The sequence below is a fragment of the Methylocella silvestris BL2 genome, assembly GCF_000021745.1.
Lineage (GTDB): Bacteria > Pseudomonadota > Alphaproteobacteria > Rhizobiales > Beijerinckiaceae > Methylocapsa > Methylocapsa silvestris.
This window is the reverse complement of sequence record NC_011666.1, coordinates 876,932-892,402: the sequence shown is the minus strand read 5'-3', so window position 1 is coordinate 892,402 and position 15,471 is coordinate 876,932. Positions and strand designations below refer to the sequence as shown.

At 63.9% G+C, this 15,471-nt stretch carries 14 protein-coding genes; 7 read left to right on the top strand and 7 right to left on the bottom strand.

Features of this window, described 5'->3' with window-relative positions:
- The first annotated feature begins 28 nt into the window (after nt 1–28).
- A complete protein-coding gene (locus MSIL_RS04185) occupies nt 29–814 on the top strand; it encodes a 3-hydroxybutyrate dehydrogenase (protein ID WP_012589851.1) in 786 nt (261 codons plus the stop codon).
- The gene (locus MSIL_RS04180) at nt 811–1,854 is read left to right on the top strand and encodes a patatin-like phospholipase family protein (protein WP_012589850.1); all 1,044 of its coding nucleotides are present in this window, start codon (nt 811–813) and stop codon (nt 1,852–1,854) included. Before MSIL_RS04185 ends, MSIL_RS04180 begins: the two co-directional genes overlap by 4 nt.
- 106 nt (nt 1,855–1,960) lie before the next feature.
- Here the strand turns inward: MSIL_RS04180 and MSIL_RS04175 are convergent, their stop codons facing one another.
- Nucleotides 1,961–2,476: a DinB family protein gene (locus MSIL_RS04175; RefSeq protein WP_012589849.1), complete on the bottom strand. Its 516-nt coding sequence runs from the start codon at nt 2,474–2,476 to the stop codon at nt 1,961–1,963.
- A gap of 153 nt (nt 2,477–2,629) precedes the next feature.
- Nucleotides 2,630–3,976 carry a DEAD/DEAH box helicase gene (locus MSIL_RS04170; RefSeq protein WP_012589848.1) on the bottom strand — a complete coding sequence of 449 codons (1,347 nt, stop codon included), beginning with the start codon at nt 3,974–3,976 and terminating at the stop codon, nt 2,630–2,632.
- 493 nt (nt 3,977–4,469) lie between these two features.
- On the opposite strand from MSIL_RS04170, the gene MSIL_RS04165 reads away from it, so the two are divergent.
- A complete protein-coding gene (locus tag MSIL_RS04165) occupies nt 4,470–5,711 on the top strand; it encodes a glycosyltransferase (protein ID WP_012589847.1) in 1,242 nt (413 codons plus the stop codon).
- A gap of 45 nt (nt 5,712–5,756) precedes the next feature.
- Here the strand turns inward: MSIL_RS04165 and MSIL_RS04160 are convergent, their stop codons facing one another.
- Entirely contained in the window at nt 5,757–6,557 is an 801-nt protein-coding gene (locus MSIL_RS04160) for a DUF2076 domain-containing protein (RefSeq protein WP_012589846.1), read from the bottom strand.
- Nucleotides 6,558–6,736: 179 nt separating this feature from the next.
- Between MSIL_RS04160 and hisS the strand changes: the two genes are divergently transcribed.
- From hisS to MSIL_RS04140, 4 genes are all read left to right on the top strand, one after another.
- Nucleotides 6,737–8,242, top strand: coding sequence for a histidine--tRNA ligase (gene hisS, locus MSIL_RS04155; RefSeq protein WP_012589845.1), 1,506 nt, complete (start codon nt 6,737–6,739; stop codon nt 8,240–8,242).
- 239 nt (nt 8,243–8,481) lie between these two features.
- On the top strand, nt 8,482–9,597 hold the full coding sequence (locus MSIL_RS04150; RefSeq protein ID WP_012589844.1) for an ATP phosphoribosyltransferase regulatory subunit: 1,116 nt from the start codon (nt 8,482–8,484) through the stop codon (nt 9,595–9,597).
- Nucleotides 9,594–10,571, top strand: a complete 978-nt coding sequence (gene hisG / locus MSIL_RS04145; RefSeq protein ID WP_012589843.1) for an ATP phosphoribosyltransferase — start codon at nt 9,594–9,596, stop codon at nt 10,569–10,571. Before MSIL_RS04150 ends, hisG begins: the two co-directional genes overlap by 4 nt.
- A 48-nt stretch (nt 10,572–10,619) precedes the next feature.
- Nucleotides 10,620–10,934: a CU044_2847 family protein gene (locus MSIL_RS04140; RefSeq protein ID WP_012589842.1), complete on the top strand. Its 315-nt coding sequence runs from the start codon at nt 10,620–10,622 to the stop codon at nt 10,932–10,934.
- A gap of 10 nt (nt 10,935–10,944) precedes the next feature.
- On the opposite strand, the gene cowN is transcribed toward MSIL_RS04140, so the two are convergent.
- From cowN to MSIL_RS04120, 4 genes are all read right to left on the bottom strand, one after another.
- On the bottom strand, nt 10,945–11,217 hold the full coding sequence (gene cowN / locus MSIL_RS04135) for a N(2)-fixation sustaining protein CowN (protein ID WP_012589841.1): 273 nt from the start codon (nt 11,215–11,217) through the stop codon (nt 10,945–10,947).
- A 64-nt stretch (nt 11,218–11,281) separates the two neighbouring features.
- On the bottom strand, nt 11,282–11,956 hold the full coding sequence (locus MSIL_RS04130) for a Crp/Fnr family transcriptional regulator (protein ID WP_012589840.1): 675 nt from the start codon (nt 11,954–11,956) through the stop codon (nt 11,282–11,284).
- Between the two features lie 49 nt (nt 11,957–12,005).
- Nucleotides 12,006–14,111, bottom strand: a complete 2,106-nt coding sequence (locus MSIL_RS04125) for an ABC transporter ATP-binding protein/permease (protein ID WP_012589839.1) — start codon at nt 14,109–14,111, stop codon at nt 12,006–12,008.
- Between the two features lie 612 nt (nt 14,112–14,723).
- Nucleotides 14,724–15,467 (bottom strand): immunity 52 family protein, encoded by a 744-nt coding sequence (locus MSIL_RS04120; protein ID WP_148213014.1) that lies wholly within the window; start codon nt 15,465–15,467, stop codon nt 14,724–14,726.
- Nucleotides 15,468–15,471: the final 4 nt, after the last annotated feature.

The following is a 15,471-nucleotide window of genomic DNA, read 5'->3' as shown; positions in this document are numbered from 1 at the left end:
CGCTGCGCCGTTTTCCATGGAGCTCAAGATGACCCTTAAATCCCGCAACGCCATCGTCACCGGGTCGACCAGCGGCATCGGGCTCGCCATCGCCCGCGAATTCGCCAAGGACGGCGCCAATGTCACCATCAACGGCCTCGGCGATGCGGCGGCGATAGAGGCCGAACGCGCCAAGATCGAAGCGGATTTCGGCGTCAAGGCGGCCTATTCGCCGGCCAATATGACCAAGCCGGAAGAAATCCGCGCCATGGTGACGGACGCCGAAAAAGCTTTTGGCAGCGTCGATATTCTCGTCAACAACGCCGGGATCCAGCATGTCGCGCCGATCGAGGATTTTCCGATCGATACCTGGAACCTCATCATCGCGATCAATCTGTCCGCCGCTTTCCACGCCATCGCCGCAGCCATTCCCGGCATGAAGGCGCGCAAATGGGGCCGCATCATCTCGACCGCCTCGGCCCATTCCAAGGTCGCCTCGCCGTTCAAATCCGCCTATGTTAGCGCCAAGCACGGCATCGACGGGCTGACCAAGACGGCGGCGCTGGAGCTCGCGACCTTCGGCGTCACGGTAAATTGCATCTCTCCCGGCTATGTCTGGACGCCTCTGGTCGAAAAGCAGATCCCCGACACCATGGCCTCGCGCCATCTGACGCGCGAACAGGTCATCAATGACGTTCTCCTGACGGCGCAGCCGACCAAGCAGTTCGTGACCGTCGATCAGGTGGCGGCGCTGGCGGCGTTCCTCTGCACAGACGCGGCCTCGCAGATCACCGGCTCGAATATTTCGATCGACGGCGGATGGACGGCCGAATGACGGAGGACGCCGCGCCGATTGATTGGACCGGCCAAAAACAGATCAGTCTCGCCCTGCAGGGCGGCGGCTCGCATGGCGCCTTTACCTGGGGCGTCCTCGACGCCATCCTCGAAGATAAGAGGCTCGACATCGAGGCGGTCACCGGCACCAGCGCCGGAGCCATGAACGCGGTCGTGCTTGCGGAAGGATATCTGACCGGCGGTCGCGAAGGAGCGCGCAAGGCTCTCGCGCGGTTCTGGCGTTCGATCAGCGATCAGGGCGCCTTTTCGCCGGCGCAGCGCAAGCTCATCAATCTCTTCTTCAAGGACTTCGATCTTCGGCGCAACATCGCCTATTGGTGGACCGATTTCCTCACCCATTATTCGAGCCCTTACGAGTTCAACCCGCTCAACATCAATCCGCTGCGCGACCACATCGTCGAGATGATCGATTTCGAGAAGGTGCGGGCGATGACGGAAATGAAAATCTTCGTCAGCGCCACCAATGTTCACAATGGGCGGATTACAGTATTCGAAGGCAAGGATCTGACCGCAGATCATGTCATGGCGTCGGCCTGTCTGCCGTTTCTGTTTCAGGCGGTCGAGATCGACGGCGCGCCCTATTGGGACGGCGGCTACATGGGCAATCCCGCGCTGTTTCCCTTGTTCTACAAGACGGGATGTTCGGACATATTGATCGTGCAGATTAATCCGATCGAGCGTCTCGAAACGCCGAAGACGGCGCGCGATATTCAGGACCGCCTGAATGAGATTACCTTCAACGGCGCGTTGATGGGTGAAATGCGCGCAATGGACTTTGTCAACAGGCTGATCGACAAGGGCAAGCTGTCGCGGGACGATTATATGCAGACCCGCGCGCACCGGATCGACGGCGGCGACCTGCTGGCGTCCTATGCGGCCTCGACGAAGGTCGACGCCTCCTGGCCGATGATCGAGAAGTTGCACGCTTTCGGTCGGGACTGCGCCAAGAAATGGCTTGCCGACAATTTCGACAAGATCGGCGTCGAGGGAACGCTCAACCTTCGTCTCGCCTATAAATAAATCGAGCCGCTGACGCGATAAACAGACAATCGTCATATGAAGATCAACGGGACGTCGAAAAATGCCGTTGAGCTGTCTTTCAGGCGCGCCCTAGAAGTCGCCCGCTTCAAGGGGGCGTTTTAGCCGCTTCGGACCTTTGATAGGCGAGCAGGTCGAGCACGGGACCCTCGCCCGTCAATCGGGTAAGCAACGCATGAACCTGTCCGCGGTGGTGGGTTTGGTGGTTGAAAAAATGCGTCAGCGCCGACCAGAGCTCCTGTTCGACCGCAATTGGGGACGTGACCGCTTGATAGGCGATTTTCCGTTTCAGCGCGCTGTCGTCGAGCCCTGCGGCATAGTCTGCGATGCGGCGATCCTCCGCCTGCCGCGCGGCGCGGAGCGACGCGAGATCGTCGTGCAAGATGGCGTCGAGCCGGTTCGGCGGCTCGCCCTCGCCGGTAAAGCGCTTCATCCAGATGCGGTCGGCGACGAGCAAATGATTGAGCGTGCCATGCACGGATTTAAAGAACGCGCCGCAGTCGGCGCGATAATCGGCGTCGGAAAGCTTTGCCGCCTGCTCATAGAGGCGTGTGTTGGCGAAGGCGTTATAGGCGGCCATCATTTCAAAATGGCTTTTGAACATTTTCGTCTCCGCGCTCAAACGCGTCGGCCGGCCGAATGTTTTTGCGGATGCGCGACGCGGCATGCGTCGCTCCAAAAAATAACCCGGAAAGTCTACCGACTTCCCGGGTCTTGTATGCTTTGAAAAACGCCGCCGCAAATGCAGCGTTTAGGATCAGCCCTGATGCGAGGCTTCGCGATCCCCGGCGCGGCGTTCGCCCTGCGGCCGCGACGCGCCGAAACGGGGGCGCGACTGCGCGGGGGAGGAGGCTGGGCCTGCGCCGCGCCCTCTTTCCTGCGGCCGGCCAGGGCCGGCGTTCGGAGGGCGGCGCTGTTCGAGCGGACGCGCCGTCTGGGCCGCGCGGACCGGCGGGCGCGATTCGGGCGAACCCGGCGCGGCGCGGCGATCTTCTGTCGGCAGACGCAGCCGCGTCAGCCGCTCGATATTCCGCAACAAATCGCGCTCGGCGCCATCGCAGAGCGAGATGGCGACGCCTTCGGCGCCGGCGCGAGCGGTGCGGCCGATGCGGTGGACATAAGCCTCAGGCACTTCCGGCAGATCAAAATTGACGACATGGGTGACGCCGTCGACGTCGATGCCGCGCGCCGCGATGTCGGTCGCGACAAGCGCGCGAACCCGGCCGGCGCGGAACGAGGCAAGCGAACGCTCGCGCTGACTCTGGCTCTTGTTGCCGTGGATCGCTGCGGCGGAGACGCCGCAGACCTCGAGATGCTGGGCGACCTTGTCGGCGCCGCGCTTGGTGCGCGTGAAGATGATCGTGCGCGCCATTTTGGCGTCGGCCAGGAGATCGACGAGAATGTCGCGCTTTCTGTGCGTTTCGACGAACAGAACCTGCTGCTCGACGCGATCCGCCGTCTTCGCCACCGGGGTGACCGAGACTTGCGCCGGATTTTTCAGGAGGTCGGCCGCGAGCTTGGCGATCTCGGTCGGCATGGTCGCCGAGAAGAACAAATTCTGACGGCGCTGCGGCAGGGTCTTGACGATGCGGTGAATCGCCTTGACGAAGCCGAGATCCAGCATCTGATCGACTTCGTCGAGGACGAAGAATTCAGTCTTGCCGAGATGCGCGACGCCGGAATCGAGGTGATCGACCAGCCGGCCGGGCGTTGCGACGAGCACGTCGAGGCCGCGCTGGAGCGCGCGGATCTGCGCGCCATGCGGCACGCCGCCGAACACCACGGCGACGGATAGCTGCATTTCCGACCCGAGGCTGCGGAAGCTCTCGGCGATCTGGCTGGCGAGTTCGCGCGTCGGGCTCAGCACCAGCACGCGGGCGCCGCCGCGCGGCGGCTGCTGCGGATTGGCGGCGAGCTGATGGAGAATGGGAAGGGCGAAGGCGGCGGTCTTGCCGGTGCCCGTCTGGGCGATGCCGACGAGGTCGCGGCCGGTCAGCACATGGGGGATGGCCTGCGCCTGAATCGGCGTCGGCTTCGTATAGCCGAGCTTGCTCAGCGCGAGGAGAAGGGGCGCGGCAAGGCCGAGTCCGGAGAAATCTTGCAAGTGGGGTACTTTCTATGCGCCGCTCCGCCTGAATGTCGGACGGTTGCGGCTACAACTATGTTGGACGCCCTGCGTGCCTGGGTCATCCTGCGGAGGGCGTTTAACGTCCGATAGGAGAATAGCGAGCTATTCTTCACGCAATCGGCGCGCCAACATCTACAGTAAAGCAGATGACGTTGTATGCCCGCTTTACAGAGAAAAGTCAAGCTATCCGTTTTACAGAACGACTGTCAGCAGATCGGGCCTTTATATCGCGCAAGAGCAAACTAACTTTCTCGGGGAGCCTAATTTGGCCCGCTAGACTGCTTTACGCCGGCGTTAGAGGGTGGGACGGCGCGGCCCCGGTTCGCCATGCATCGAACTGCCGCAGTCTAGCTCCCCCCGGACGTCGGATTGAGCTTTCGGCCTCGATGTTCTAAGAGCCCCGAGATTGGCGCCGGGGCCTTTGCCCCGGCGCGCGCTCAAGCGTTCGGGCGATGTCTGCGGCGGTTTGATGGACATCATCTTCCTCGACAATGGGCTGATCGGGCGCGGCGAGCACAGCTACAGCCTTGTCAAAAAGGTCGGCGAGGCGCTCGCGGCGCGGGGTCATTGCGTCCGCGCCTTCGGCATGCGGTCGATGGATCCGGCGATCGTCGCCGAAATCGGCGCGATCCCGCATTTCCGCGTCTCCCTCTACGAAAGCGAGAGTCCGACGCCGAATGAGCGCCGGCTGCTTCGCCTTGCCGCTTTCCTGCGCCGACGCCCGTTCGATCCGGCGATCCCCTCGGAGCGCACCAGCGCGAAAACGCTCAACGCCTCCTTCCGTGAAGATCTTGCCGCGCTGCCCGCTGACGTTTTGCGCCGGGAAAATCTTGTCGTCGTGCCGGGTCTGTCGCAGAACCAGCTTCTCGGCCTCGTCCGGGCGCTGAGGGCGCTGCCGGAGGGTCAGCGGCCCCGCGTGGTCTGCCAGTTGATGTTTGCGCCCGACTGGACGCCCTGGGGGCGCAAGGCGCGTCTCGGGCCAAAGCTCTATCGAAAGGCCTTTACGCTGGCGCGGCCGCTGATCGGCCGCAGCCTCTTCTTCACGGCGGAGAATGCGGCCATCGCCGGGCTCTACCGCGAACTTTACGCCATCGACGCCAAAATCCTGCCCGTGCCGTTCGGGGAGGCGCTCGGCGCGGCGCCCGTCGCGGACCGGCCGGCGTTCGGCTTCTTTGGCTATTCCAAATGCGACAAGGGGTTTCATCTCCTTCCCGAGGCGATCGAATTGTGCCGGGCGAAAAACCTTGCCGCGGATTTCGTGGTCCAGTTGCAGCATGGCGGATGGGAGCCGGCGACTGTCGCGGCGGAGCAGGCGCTGCGGGCGCAGGGCGGCGTCCGACTTGTCGAAGGCGTGCTGACGGAAGCGGATTATGCCGCCGAGACCGGCAAGATCGACGCGATGCTGCTGCCCTATGATCCGCTGCTGTTCGGTCTGCGCGGGTCCGGAATCTTTACCCAGTCGGTCGCGGCGGGGCGCCCGGTGGTCGCCGCGCTCGGGACTTTTGCGGCGGCCTCGATCGCCAGCGGCGAAGCGGAGGGCGAGATTTTCGCGCCCTATGACGCGCCGGCTCTCGCCGCGGCGATCATGCGGCTCGCGGCGCGGCTGCCGGAGAGCCATGCGCGCGCGGCGCGACTCGCTCGATCCTTCGGGGACACACATAGCGCCGGCGCCTATGCCGACGTTCTGCTGGCTCACGCCGAAGGGCTATAGCGGCACGGCGGGCGATGTCGCCGCCATGCCGCATCGGCCAGCCGATCAGATGTCGCTCGAATCGTCGCCGCCCGAATAATCGCCGGCATCCTGATAATCATCCTGATCCTGGTCGGCGTCCTGCTGGTAGTCGGCCTGCCGGACGGCGTCGTCGCCATAGTAATTGTTGACGATGGTTTCGCCGCCGGGGTTGCTGGCGAGGCTGGCGTCCGCGCCCGGAACGCCGGCGCCGATGCCAAGGCCGCTGGCGGCATGGGCGCTGCTGCCGAACAGCCCCTTGATCGAATCGGCGAGCAATACGCCGCCGGCGACGCCGGCCGCAGCGCCGAGCGCGCCTTTAAGGAAGCCGCCGCCGCCCGGCGCGCCGCCAAAGCCGCCGCCCATGGGACCGCCCATTGGCCCGCCCTGCGGAGCGCCCCACGGACCGCCCTGGGGCTGGCCATAGCCTTGCTGCTGCGGCTGGTCGCGCCATCCGCCTTGCTGCGGAGGCTGACGATTCCAGCCGGGCGGGGGAGCATCATTGCGCTGCGGCGGGGCGCCGCCGCCAAAGAGCGAGCCTAGGCCGCCCAAAAATCCGCCGCTCTGTTGCGGGGCTTGCGCTTCGGCCTGGGCGAGGCGCTGATTGAGCTGCTGAACTTCCGCCTCAAGCTGCTGCAGCCGATCATTGGCGGCGCGCAGGGCTTGATCCTGAACGATCGTCGTCTGGGCGAGAAGGTAGGGCGCATAGGGCGCCGCCTTCACGGCGTCATTGATAAAAGCCTCGGCGTCCCTGTCGCGCGGCCCGCCGCCGGCGGCTTGAATGCGCTCGAACAGGCCTTGGAGCAACTGGCGTTCCTCGGGTGACATGGTCGTCTCCGATTGAAGAAGATCGGCGGATTGGTCCGCCGCGCTATTAGATGGGGCGCTTCCATCGCAAGCGCAAATTACACTGCGGTAAGGCGCGGCTTGCCGCCGCGGCGTTCGCCTCTTACAGCAATGTCCAGAATTCTTGCGACGCATAGAAGCCGCGGCGGACCGGATAGATCATGACCGACGACAAAACGACCCCCGCGCGCGCCAGCGCAAAATTGCCGCGCGGCTTTGGCGATCGCGGCCCCGCCGAGATCGCCGCGACCGAGAAAATGCTCGCCGCCATTCGCGCCTCTTATGAGCTCTATGGTTTTGAGGCGGTCGAAACGCCTTTCATCGAATTCACCGACGCGCTGGGCAAATTTCTGCCCGATCTCGACCGTCCGAACGAAGGGGTCTTTTCCTTCAAGGATGACGACGAGAGCTGGCTGTCGCTGCGCTATGATCTCACCGCGCCGCTCGCGCGCTTCGTCGCCGAAAATTTCGACAAATTGCCAAAACCCTATCGCAGCTATCGCGCCGGCTATGTGTTTCGCAATGAGAAGCCGGGGCCGGGACGGTTTCGCCAATTCATGCAGTTCGACGCTGACACGGTCGGCGCCCCCTCCGTCGCCGCCGACGCCGAGATGTGCATGATGGCGGCCGACACGCTGGAGCGCCTCGGAGTCAAGCGCGGCGACTATGTGATCAAGGTCAACAACCGCAAGGTGTTGGACGGGGTTCTGGAGGCGATCGGCTTGGGCGGCGAAGAGAACGCCGGCCGGCGGATGACGGTTTTGCGCGCCATCGACAAGCTCGACAAATTCGGACCGGAGGGCGTCGCGCTTCTGCTCGGGCCGGGGCGCAAGGATGAGAGCGGTGATTTCACCAAGGGCGCGGGGCTTGAACGAACCGCGGTCGAGCGTGTGCTCAACTATGTCGCTGCGCAAGGGGAGGGGACGGCGCAGATGCTTGGCGTTTTGCGCGCGTCGGTCGCCGGATCGCAGCGCGGCGAAGAAGGCGTCGCGGAACTCGCCGAGATTGCCGCCCTGATTGACGCCGCAGGCTTCAGCGCGCGCATCCGCATCGACCCTTCTGTCGTGCGCGGCCTCGAATATTATACCGGCCCCGTCTTCGAGGCCGAGCTGACTTTCGAGGTTCAGGGCGAGGACGGCAAACCTGTCCGTTTCGGCTCGATCGGCGGCGGCGGCCGCTATGACGGTCTCGTCGGGCGGTTTCGCGGCGAGAATGTTCCGGCCACCGGTTTTTCCATTGGCGTCTCGCGACTCTATTCCGCGCTGAAGGCGGTCGGCTCGCCCATCGTCTCCGCTGCGTCGCAGCCCGGCCCCGTCGTGGTGCTTGTGCTCGATCGCGAACATCTCGCGCGCTATCAGGGTTTTGTCACGGCGCTGCGCAGCGCGGACATCCGCGCCGAACTCTATCTCGGCGGCTCGGGCATGAACGCGCAGCTGAAATACGCCGACAAGCGCGGCTCGCTCTGCGCCGTCATTCAGGGTTCGAACGAGCGCGACCACGCCGAAGGTGCGCGCGTGACGATCCGCGACCTCGCGCTCGGCGCCGAACTCGCCGGCGCCAGCAAGGACCGCGCAGATTACCTCGAACTGCGCGCCAAGGCGCAATTCACCGTCGCCGAGCAAAATCTGGTCGACGCTGTCAGGGAAGTGATGGCGCGCCGATCTTAAGCCGCGCCATTTCCTTGCGGCGCATCATGTTCTAAGAGTTCGCTCCTCATCCTGAGGAGCGCCTGAAAGGCGCGTCTCGAAGGATGGGGGTGAGGGCGAATAATTGACGCCCTCGTGGTTCGAGACGCCGCTTCGCGGCTCCTCACTATGAGGGCTTGCGCTTAAACCGTGAACATTCAGAAGCCTCCGGGTGCAGAGCCGACCGCACCAAACCCCGCGAGCCCATGTGAGCGCCGACCTTGAGCCCCGATAACGATCCCTTCGACGCCGTAGCACTGCATCTTGCGCGCGCAGGCTATCAGCGCTGCGAGCCGGCGATCCTGCAGCCGGCCTCGATCTTCTTCGATTCCGGCGAGGATCTGCGCGGCCAGCTTTATCTGACGAGCGATCTCTCCGGCGCCGATTATTGCCTGCGGCCCGAATATACGATCCCCGTCTCGCAGCATTATCTCGCCTCGGGATTGGCGGGCGAGAGCGCCGCCTATTCCTATTGCGGCCCGGTGTTCCGCTACGCCCCCAACGAGCCGAGCGAATTCATCCAGGCCGGCGTCGAGAGTTTTGGCCGACGCGACCTTGAAGCCGCCGACGCGGAAATTCTGACGCTCGCGCTGGACGCGGCCGGGGTCGCCGGGGAATTCGATCTCGAAGTGCGGATCGGCGACGCCGGCCTCTTCTCGAAACTCCTCGAATCGCTCGACCTCGCGCCGCAATGGCGCCGCCGCATTGCGCGCGGCCATAGCCAGGGCAAGAGCGTCGCGGCGATCCTCAACGCCACGCAGAATGGCGCGGCGCATGATCATTCTGGAGTGCTGAAAGTGCTGGAGGGCGCCGACAAGAAGGGCGCCCGCGCCTTCGTCGAGGATCTGTTGTCGATTGCGGGCATCGCCTCGGTCGGCGGCCGAACTCCCGGCGAAATCGCCGACCGCTTTCTGGAGCAGGCCGCGCTCCGCGGCGGCGCGGGCGTCTCCGCTGAGACGGTTTCGGTGATCGAGCGCTTTTTCGCAATCAAGGGCGATCCCGATCAGGCGTCGGCAGCGCTGCGCCGCCTCGCGGCTGACGCGAAGCTCGATCTTGCCGCCGGGCTCGACGCCTTCGACACGCGGCTCGGCTTTATCGCCGCGCTCGGCTTCGATCTCGCCGCGCTGCATTTCGAGGCGAGTTTTACGCGCAATCTCGACTATTACACCGGCTTCGTCTTCGAAGCGCACGACCGCGCGCGGCCCGCGGCAAAGCCGATCGTCGCGGGGGGGCGCTACGATCAGCTGTTGCAGACGCTGGGAGCAGCTGAGCCCATTCCGGCCGTCGGCGCCTCGATCTGGGTCGACCGGCTGCGCCCCGACGGGAGCGCAAAATGAGCGATCCTTTCGTCCTCGCTGTCCCTTCCAAGGGGCGGCTCCAGGAAAACGCCGCCGCCTTTTTCGCGCGGGCCGGGCTCGAGATCGCACAGGGACGCGGCGCGCGCGATTATCGCGGCTCGCTGGTCGGCGTCAAAAACGTCGAGATCGCTTTTCTGTCTGCGGCCGACATCGTCGCGCAGCTGGCGAGCGGGCAGGTGCATCTTGGCGTGACCGGCGAGGATCTTGTCCGGGAATCGATCGCCGACGCCGACGATAAGGTGGCGCTGCTGACGCCGCTTGGCTTCGGCTTCGCCAATGTCGTCGTCGCCGCGCCGCGCGCCTGGATCGACGTCAAAACCATGGCCGATCTCGAGGATGTGGCGGCAAGCTATCGCGCAAGGCGCGGCCAGCGCATGCGGGTGGCGACCAAATATGTCAATCTGACCCGGCGGTTCTTCGCCAAAATGCATGTGTCGGATTATCGCATCGTCGAAAGCTCGGGGGCGACCGAGGGTGCGCCCGCGGCGGGGCAGGCCGAGCTCATCGTCGACATCACGACGACGGGGGCGACGCTCGCCGCCAATGCGCTGAAAATTCTCGACGACGGGATCATCCTGCGCTCGCAGGCCAATCTGGTCGCCTCGCTCAGCGCCGATTGGAGCGGACCGGCGCGGGAGAATGCGCGGGCGATTTTGTCGCGCATCGCCGCGGAAGAACTCGCCCGCACGACGCGCGAGGTTTCGACCGTGCTGCCCTGCGCGCCGGCTTCCCTGGCGACGGAGGCGCAAAGCCTGTTTTCGGCGCGGCTGCGCTTTTGCGCGCAGGACGGCCGCATGAGCCTGAATTGTCCGGCCGAGAAAGTTGCGGCGCTGGCCGACTGGCTGATCGGGCGCGGCGCCGATCATGTCGGCGTCACGGCGCTCGACTATGTCTTCTCGGCGGAAAATCCGCTCTATGAAAAGCTCATCGCCAAGCTGACGCCCGCGACGTGACGTTAGAAATACATTCCGCTCAATTTGCAGCACGAAGGAGACCAGCTGATGCCGGCGCGCATAATCATTGATTTTGCCGAGGGAAATATTGTGCTGTTCGGCGGCGCCCCTGAGCCGGGAGTGGCCGATTCGGGCTTCGTCAACGGCACGACGAGAGCCACCGCGGATGTCGTCAAAGCGGCTTTCGGCTCGCTTAGTGAAATCGCCGCGACGATGGAGGCTGCGATCAGCGCGCTGCCGCAAAGACCGGAAACGGTCGAGATCGAATTCGGCGCGACGCTGAGCACGGAAGGCGATCTCTGGGTCGTCGGCGCGCATGCGGCGCCCGAATTCAAGATCAAGCTCGCCTGGGGCAAGCCATAAGGCCCGCTGCCTACATGCAGCTTTCTTCGAGCTGCTCGAGCAGCGCGAGCGTTGGCTGATCGTCCAACTCTTCGAGCAATTCGCGTAAGGTCGGCAGAAAATTATGCAAGACCCGCAAATCGTCGAGCCCGCGCTGATGCGCGAGTTCGCGCTGGCGCATAAAATAGACCCAGAAGGGACTGTCGGCCGCCTCGATATGAGGCTTGAGGCCATCCATGACGCCGCTCGACTGACTTTCCCAATTGGCGTTTTTGAAGCTGATGTAACGGTCGTATTTGCCCATCGCGCCGATCCCTCTGTTCCGGATCGCGCGGTTTTACGCCTGGGGCTGCGGGGGCGTCTGTCAGCTAGCTGACATCTTCGGCGACGCCTGCCGCCGCAAGCAATTTCGCTGGATCCCGCAGCAGGAAATGCTGCCGGTCTTTGCGGGCGATGACGTCCTCGCGGATCAGCGCGTTGAACTCCGTCGAGGCCGTTTGCCGCGTCGAGCCGAGCAAGGCCGCAAGCTCATCCATGCTGAGGCCCACGCGGATGATCTGCCCGGCCTCCGCCGCGCCGTCGCGCCGGGCGCAGCGCAGCAGGTAGCGCGCGATCCGCCCACGCACGTCGTGAAAGGCAAGGTCTTCGATCACGGTCATCGCCTGCGACAGCACGCGGGCGAGCACGCGGATAATGGCGGCCCGCAAGGGCGGGTAATGCGCGAGTTCGCCTTCGAGCATGCGCCTCTCGGCGAGCAGCAGCCGCGTGTCCTCGACCGCCTCGATCTCGGCCCGCGTATGTGTGCTGAAAATCTCGCCCTCGGTCAGATAGGCGAGGCTGAGTTCGCGTCCTTCCGCCGTGAGATAGGCGCGCAGCCGGCCTGACAGGACGACAAAAACGCGATCCGCGCGGTCCTGATCGCGAAACAGCGCGCCCTTTGGCATCGACTTTTCCTGGAAGCGGGCTCGTAAGGCCGCGCCGTCCGCACTGTTCAGGAAGTCGAGGAGAGACGGTCCCGCGGCCATGCCGGCGGAGGCCGTCACTTCAGCGCTCCCCGGAGCGCAAGACCGCAGCAAGGCTGCCTGCACTGGCTCACGCGGGGACGGAATTCTCGACCAGCGTGAAGGCGCCGTCGCTTCCCGGGCGCATTTCGATATGCCGCTTGTGCCGTTCGATCAGGCTGGAGCGATGGCCGATCGAGACGATCGTCGTCTCGCGCAGCTCCTTGAACAAAATATCGTAGACTTTCGTCTCCAGATTTTCGTCCATCGACGCGGTCGCCTCATCGAGGAACAGCCAGTCGGGCTTGGCGAGCAGGGCGCGGGCGACGGCGAGGCGTTGCTGCTCGCCGCCGGACAGACGCTGGCCCCAATTGTCGTCGACATGGAGCTGATCGGCGAAATGCGGCAGGCTCGCCGCGGCCAGCGCCGCGCGGACGTCGGCTTCATCATAAGCGTCGGGCGCGGCCGGATAGGTGACGGCGCCGATCAGCGTGCCGTTGGGGATATAGGGCTTTTGCGGCAGCAGCATCAGCCGCGCGCCGTCGGGAGCCGAGACCGTCCCCTCACCGATCGGCCATATGCCCGAAATGGCCCGGAACAGCGTCGATTTGCCGGAGCCGGACGCGCCGGTCAGCAGCGTCGGCTCGCCAGCCGCCAGCTGCAGATTGACGTCTTTGACGATCACGCGTCCGTCGGGAAGTTTGAGCGTCACGCCTGTGAGGCCGATGTCTTGAGTCCGCGACGGGGACGTGATCGCGCGCAAAATTCCGCCGGGGGGCTGCACGGCCTCGATCGAGGCGTCGAACGAAATCAGACGGTCGAGCACTGCTTTGAAATCGGCGAGCGAGACGTAATAGGTCACGAAGAAGGTCAGCGCGCTGTCGACGCTGCCGAAAGCGCGCGCCGTCTGGGTCATGACGCCGAGCGTGATTTTTCCGGCGAAATAAAAGGGCGCCGCGACGATATAGGGAATGATCGGGCTGAGCTGGCCATAGGAGGCGGTAAAGCCGATCAGATTCTTGCGCACCCGCACGATCTGAAAATAATTGGTGATGATCGCCATGAAGCGCTGCCCGAGCGAGGCTTTCTCAGCGGATTCGCCGGAGAGCAGCGCGACCTGCTCGGCATATTCGCGCAGACGCGCGAGGGAGAAGCGAAAATCGGCCTCATAGCGCTGCCGCGCGAAGGAGAGCTGAACCAGCGAGCGGCCGATGAGATGCGTGATCCAGGTGCCGAAGCCGGCATAGATCAGCGCCACCCAGAACAGGAATCCGGGCACGGCGATCGAGGTTCCGGGCAGGGTGAAATTGGCGGACAGGTCCCAGAGGAGGATCGCGAAGGACACGAGCGAAGAGAGGTTCGAGATCAAAAGGATCGAGAAGGTATAGATTCCATAGCCTTCCTGACCGCCGTTGATGAAGCGGTTCACGTCCTCCGAGATGCGCTGGTCGGGGTTGTCGGCGAGGCCGCCCGCGAGCGACATGCGGTAATGCGTATGGCGGTCGAGCCAGCGCGAGACATAATCCTCGGTAAGCCAGCGCCGCCAGCGGATGATCAAGGTGGAGGCGACGACGAATTCGAGGATCGCCGAAGCGATATAGATGAAGGCCCAGGGCGTGAAGACGGTAAAGAGCTGCGACCAGAAGGCGGCCTGGTCCTTGTTCTGGATGGCGTTGAACCAGTCGCGCGAGAAGAACGACAGGCGCACCTGGATGCCGACCTGGGCCTGATTGATGACGACGAGGAAGACCACCATCATGATGGCGAGCCAGCGCTCTCTCATCACAAAGGACGGCAGCGGCCAGATCTTGACGCTGGTCGCCCCGCTCGCGTCGAAATAGCGGTCGCCGATGCGCGTCATCGACTGCACGACGGGAATAAATGAAATGGCGTAAACGAGGATGGCGAAGATCGCGACGGTGAGCGGCAGGCTCTCCGGCAGGACGTAATCGGCGAGCGAGGCCGGCCACATGCCGACCTGCGAAATCATGAACACGACGCCGAACAACACGGTTTCGGCCGCGAAGATCGCCGCGAAAATCTGCAGGAAGCTCGAAATCTTCGGAGATTTGAACGTCGTATAGGCGCAAATCAGTCCCGTGACGGCCAGAAGCAGGACAGTCGCGTCCCGTTGCATCGCGCCGATGACGCCAGTGACAAGCGAAAAAACGGCGACGAGGGCGGCGAGAAAAATCATGGCTTGCCTTTGGCTCGGATCGTTTGACCGCTATGCGCTTTCGGATGGAATCGCGGCGTCGATTGGCAACTTAGACGGTTTGTCGCTCTATGTGCCCGGAAAACCGGTCAAATTCTAGATATCAGGCTTTACGCGAGAGGCGCTGTTCCCCTGCGGCATCGCAATAACGTCATTTTCGGCGCGGGCGAAACTTAATTGTAGGTAAGACGCGGGTCGCAGCGGGAGAGCGCGACAGGACGCGGCCTTGTGCGCTGGTCAGCCCGGCTGCGTTCTCGGGGGCAAGGCCGGGCCTCGAAGGGCCCGCGACTTTGAGCAGTCTTTTACGGCGGCCAAATGTCCGGGCTGTCGCTCCCCGCGGGCCTGCGCATCATGGCAGTTGCCGCTTGTCCTGGATATTTTCCGGCCGGGTCCAGAATGTTCCGCACCGTAGTCTTGAAGCAGGTTGTCGATGATCGCCTTCGCCTCCTAAATGCCGCCTAAACCTCCTTCTGAACCAGAGTGCCCATCTGCCGGGGCGAGACGCTCGGGATCTCCGCCCGCATCCTCCAACGACACGCCAACCTGACCCCGGGGCGGGCTGCACGCAGAAGGCGTGTGGCGCCGTGCGTTCATCTATTTGGGCTGCGCGTCGGGCGGCCACGGCAGCGCCTCGAAGGGTGCGAGGGCTTTCAGAATGTCTTCGGCGGCGGCCATGTGTTCTGGGTTTTCGATACGGAAGGTTTCATCGGTCGCAGATAGCAACAGGGCGCCGCGCGCGGTGCGCTCGACGATCGCTGAAGGCGGCGGCGTGATCAGGGGCGCGAAGCGTGGCGCCATATAATGCATCCAGGCGAGGCGGAGTTTTTTGGTTCTGTCGCCGAAATACCGAAGCTGCATCGGATAGGCGGCACAATAAGTAGCGTCAAAACTTTCGGCGAGCGCCAGCAGCGCCGCCTTGAAGACGGGATAAGCGATGATCGTGGGATCCGGCGCGATGGCGCGGGCGGTTCCGATTTGGGCGGAGTTTACGAAATGCCCGGAAGTCGCCCACGATCCGGCGGTTGCTTTCACGGACAGCGAGCGCGAGTGCGCTTTTCCCATATTGTTCAGAACCCTCGGCCGGTATCCGTAGATTGGCGTCGGCGCTCCATCCTCGGCGCGCGCCACATTGGCTGCGACAGCGGCCGGCAGGTCATCGCGCAGAGCTTTAAATTTCTTCGGCTTGTTGTTAAGCGCGAAGATCCACTGATCATAGGCTGGATGGATCTCCTTGAGCCGGTCGATGCATGTGAGAAAGCGCGCTGCGATCACGTCGGGCGTCTCTGCTCGTGGTCCCCAGCCGGCGTGAATGTAGTATTCCGGCGAATTTGCGCGCATTATT

What these genes read in the sequence shown, in the direction of transcription:
- MSIL_RS04185 (WP_012589851.1), top strand. Translation starts at nt 29, where the DNA reads ATGACCCTTAAATCCCGCAACGCCATCGTCACCGGGTCGACCAGCGGC.
- MSIL_RS04180 (WP_012589850.1), top strand. Translation starts at nt 811, where the DNA reads ATGACGGAGGACGCCGCGCCGATTGATTGGACCGGCCAAAAACAGATC.
- MSIL_RS04175 (WP_012589849.1), bottom strand. Translation starts at nt 2,476, where the DNA reads ATGTTCAAAAGCCATTTTGAAATGATGGCCGCCTATAACGCCTTCGCC.
- MSIL_RS04165 (WP_012589847.1), top strand. Translation starts at nt 4,470, where the DNA reads ATGGACATCATCTTCCTCGACAATGGGCTGATCGGGCGCGGCGAGCAC.
- MSIL_RS04160 (WP_012589846.1), bottom strand. Translation starts at nt 6,557, where the DNA reads ATGTCACCCGAGGAACGCCAGTTGCTCCAAGGCCTGTTCGAGCGCATT.
- hisS (WP_012589845.1), top strand. Translation starts at nt 6,737, where the DNA reads ATGACCGACGACAAAACGACCCCCGCGCGCGCCAGCGCAAAATTGCCG.
- hisG (WP_012589843.1), top strand. Translation starts at nt 9,594, where the DNA reads ATGAGCGATCCTTTCGTCCTCGCTGTCCCTTCCAAGGGGCGGCTCCAG.
- MSIL_RS04140 (WP_012589842.1), top strand. Translation starts at nt 10,620, where the DNA reads ATGCCGGCGCGCATAATCATTGATTTTGCCGAGGGAAATATTGTGCTG.
- cowN (WP_012589841.1), bottom strand. Translation starts at nt 11,217, where the DNA reads ATGGGCAAATACGACCGTTACATCAGCTTCAAAAACGCCAATTGGGAA.
- MSIL_RS04125 (WP_012589839.1), bottom strand. Translation starts at nt 14,111, where the DNA reads ATGATTTTTCTCGCCGCCCTCGTCGCCGTTTTTTCGCTTGTCACTGGC.
- MSIL_RS04120 (WP_148213014.1), bottom strand. Translation starts at nt 15,467, where the DNA reads ATGCGCGCAAATTCGCCGGAATACTACATTCACGCCGGCTGGGGACCA.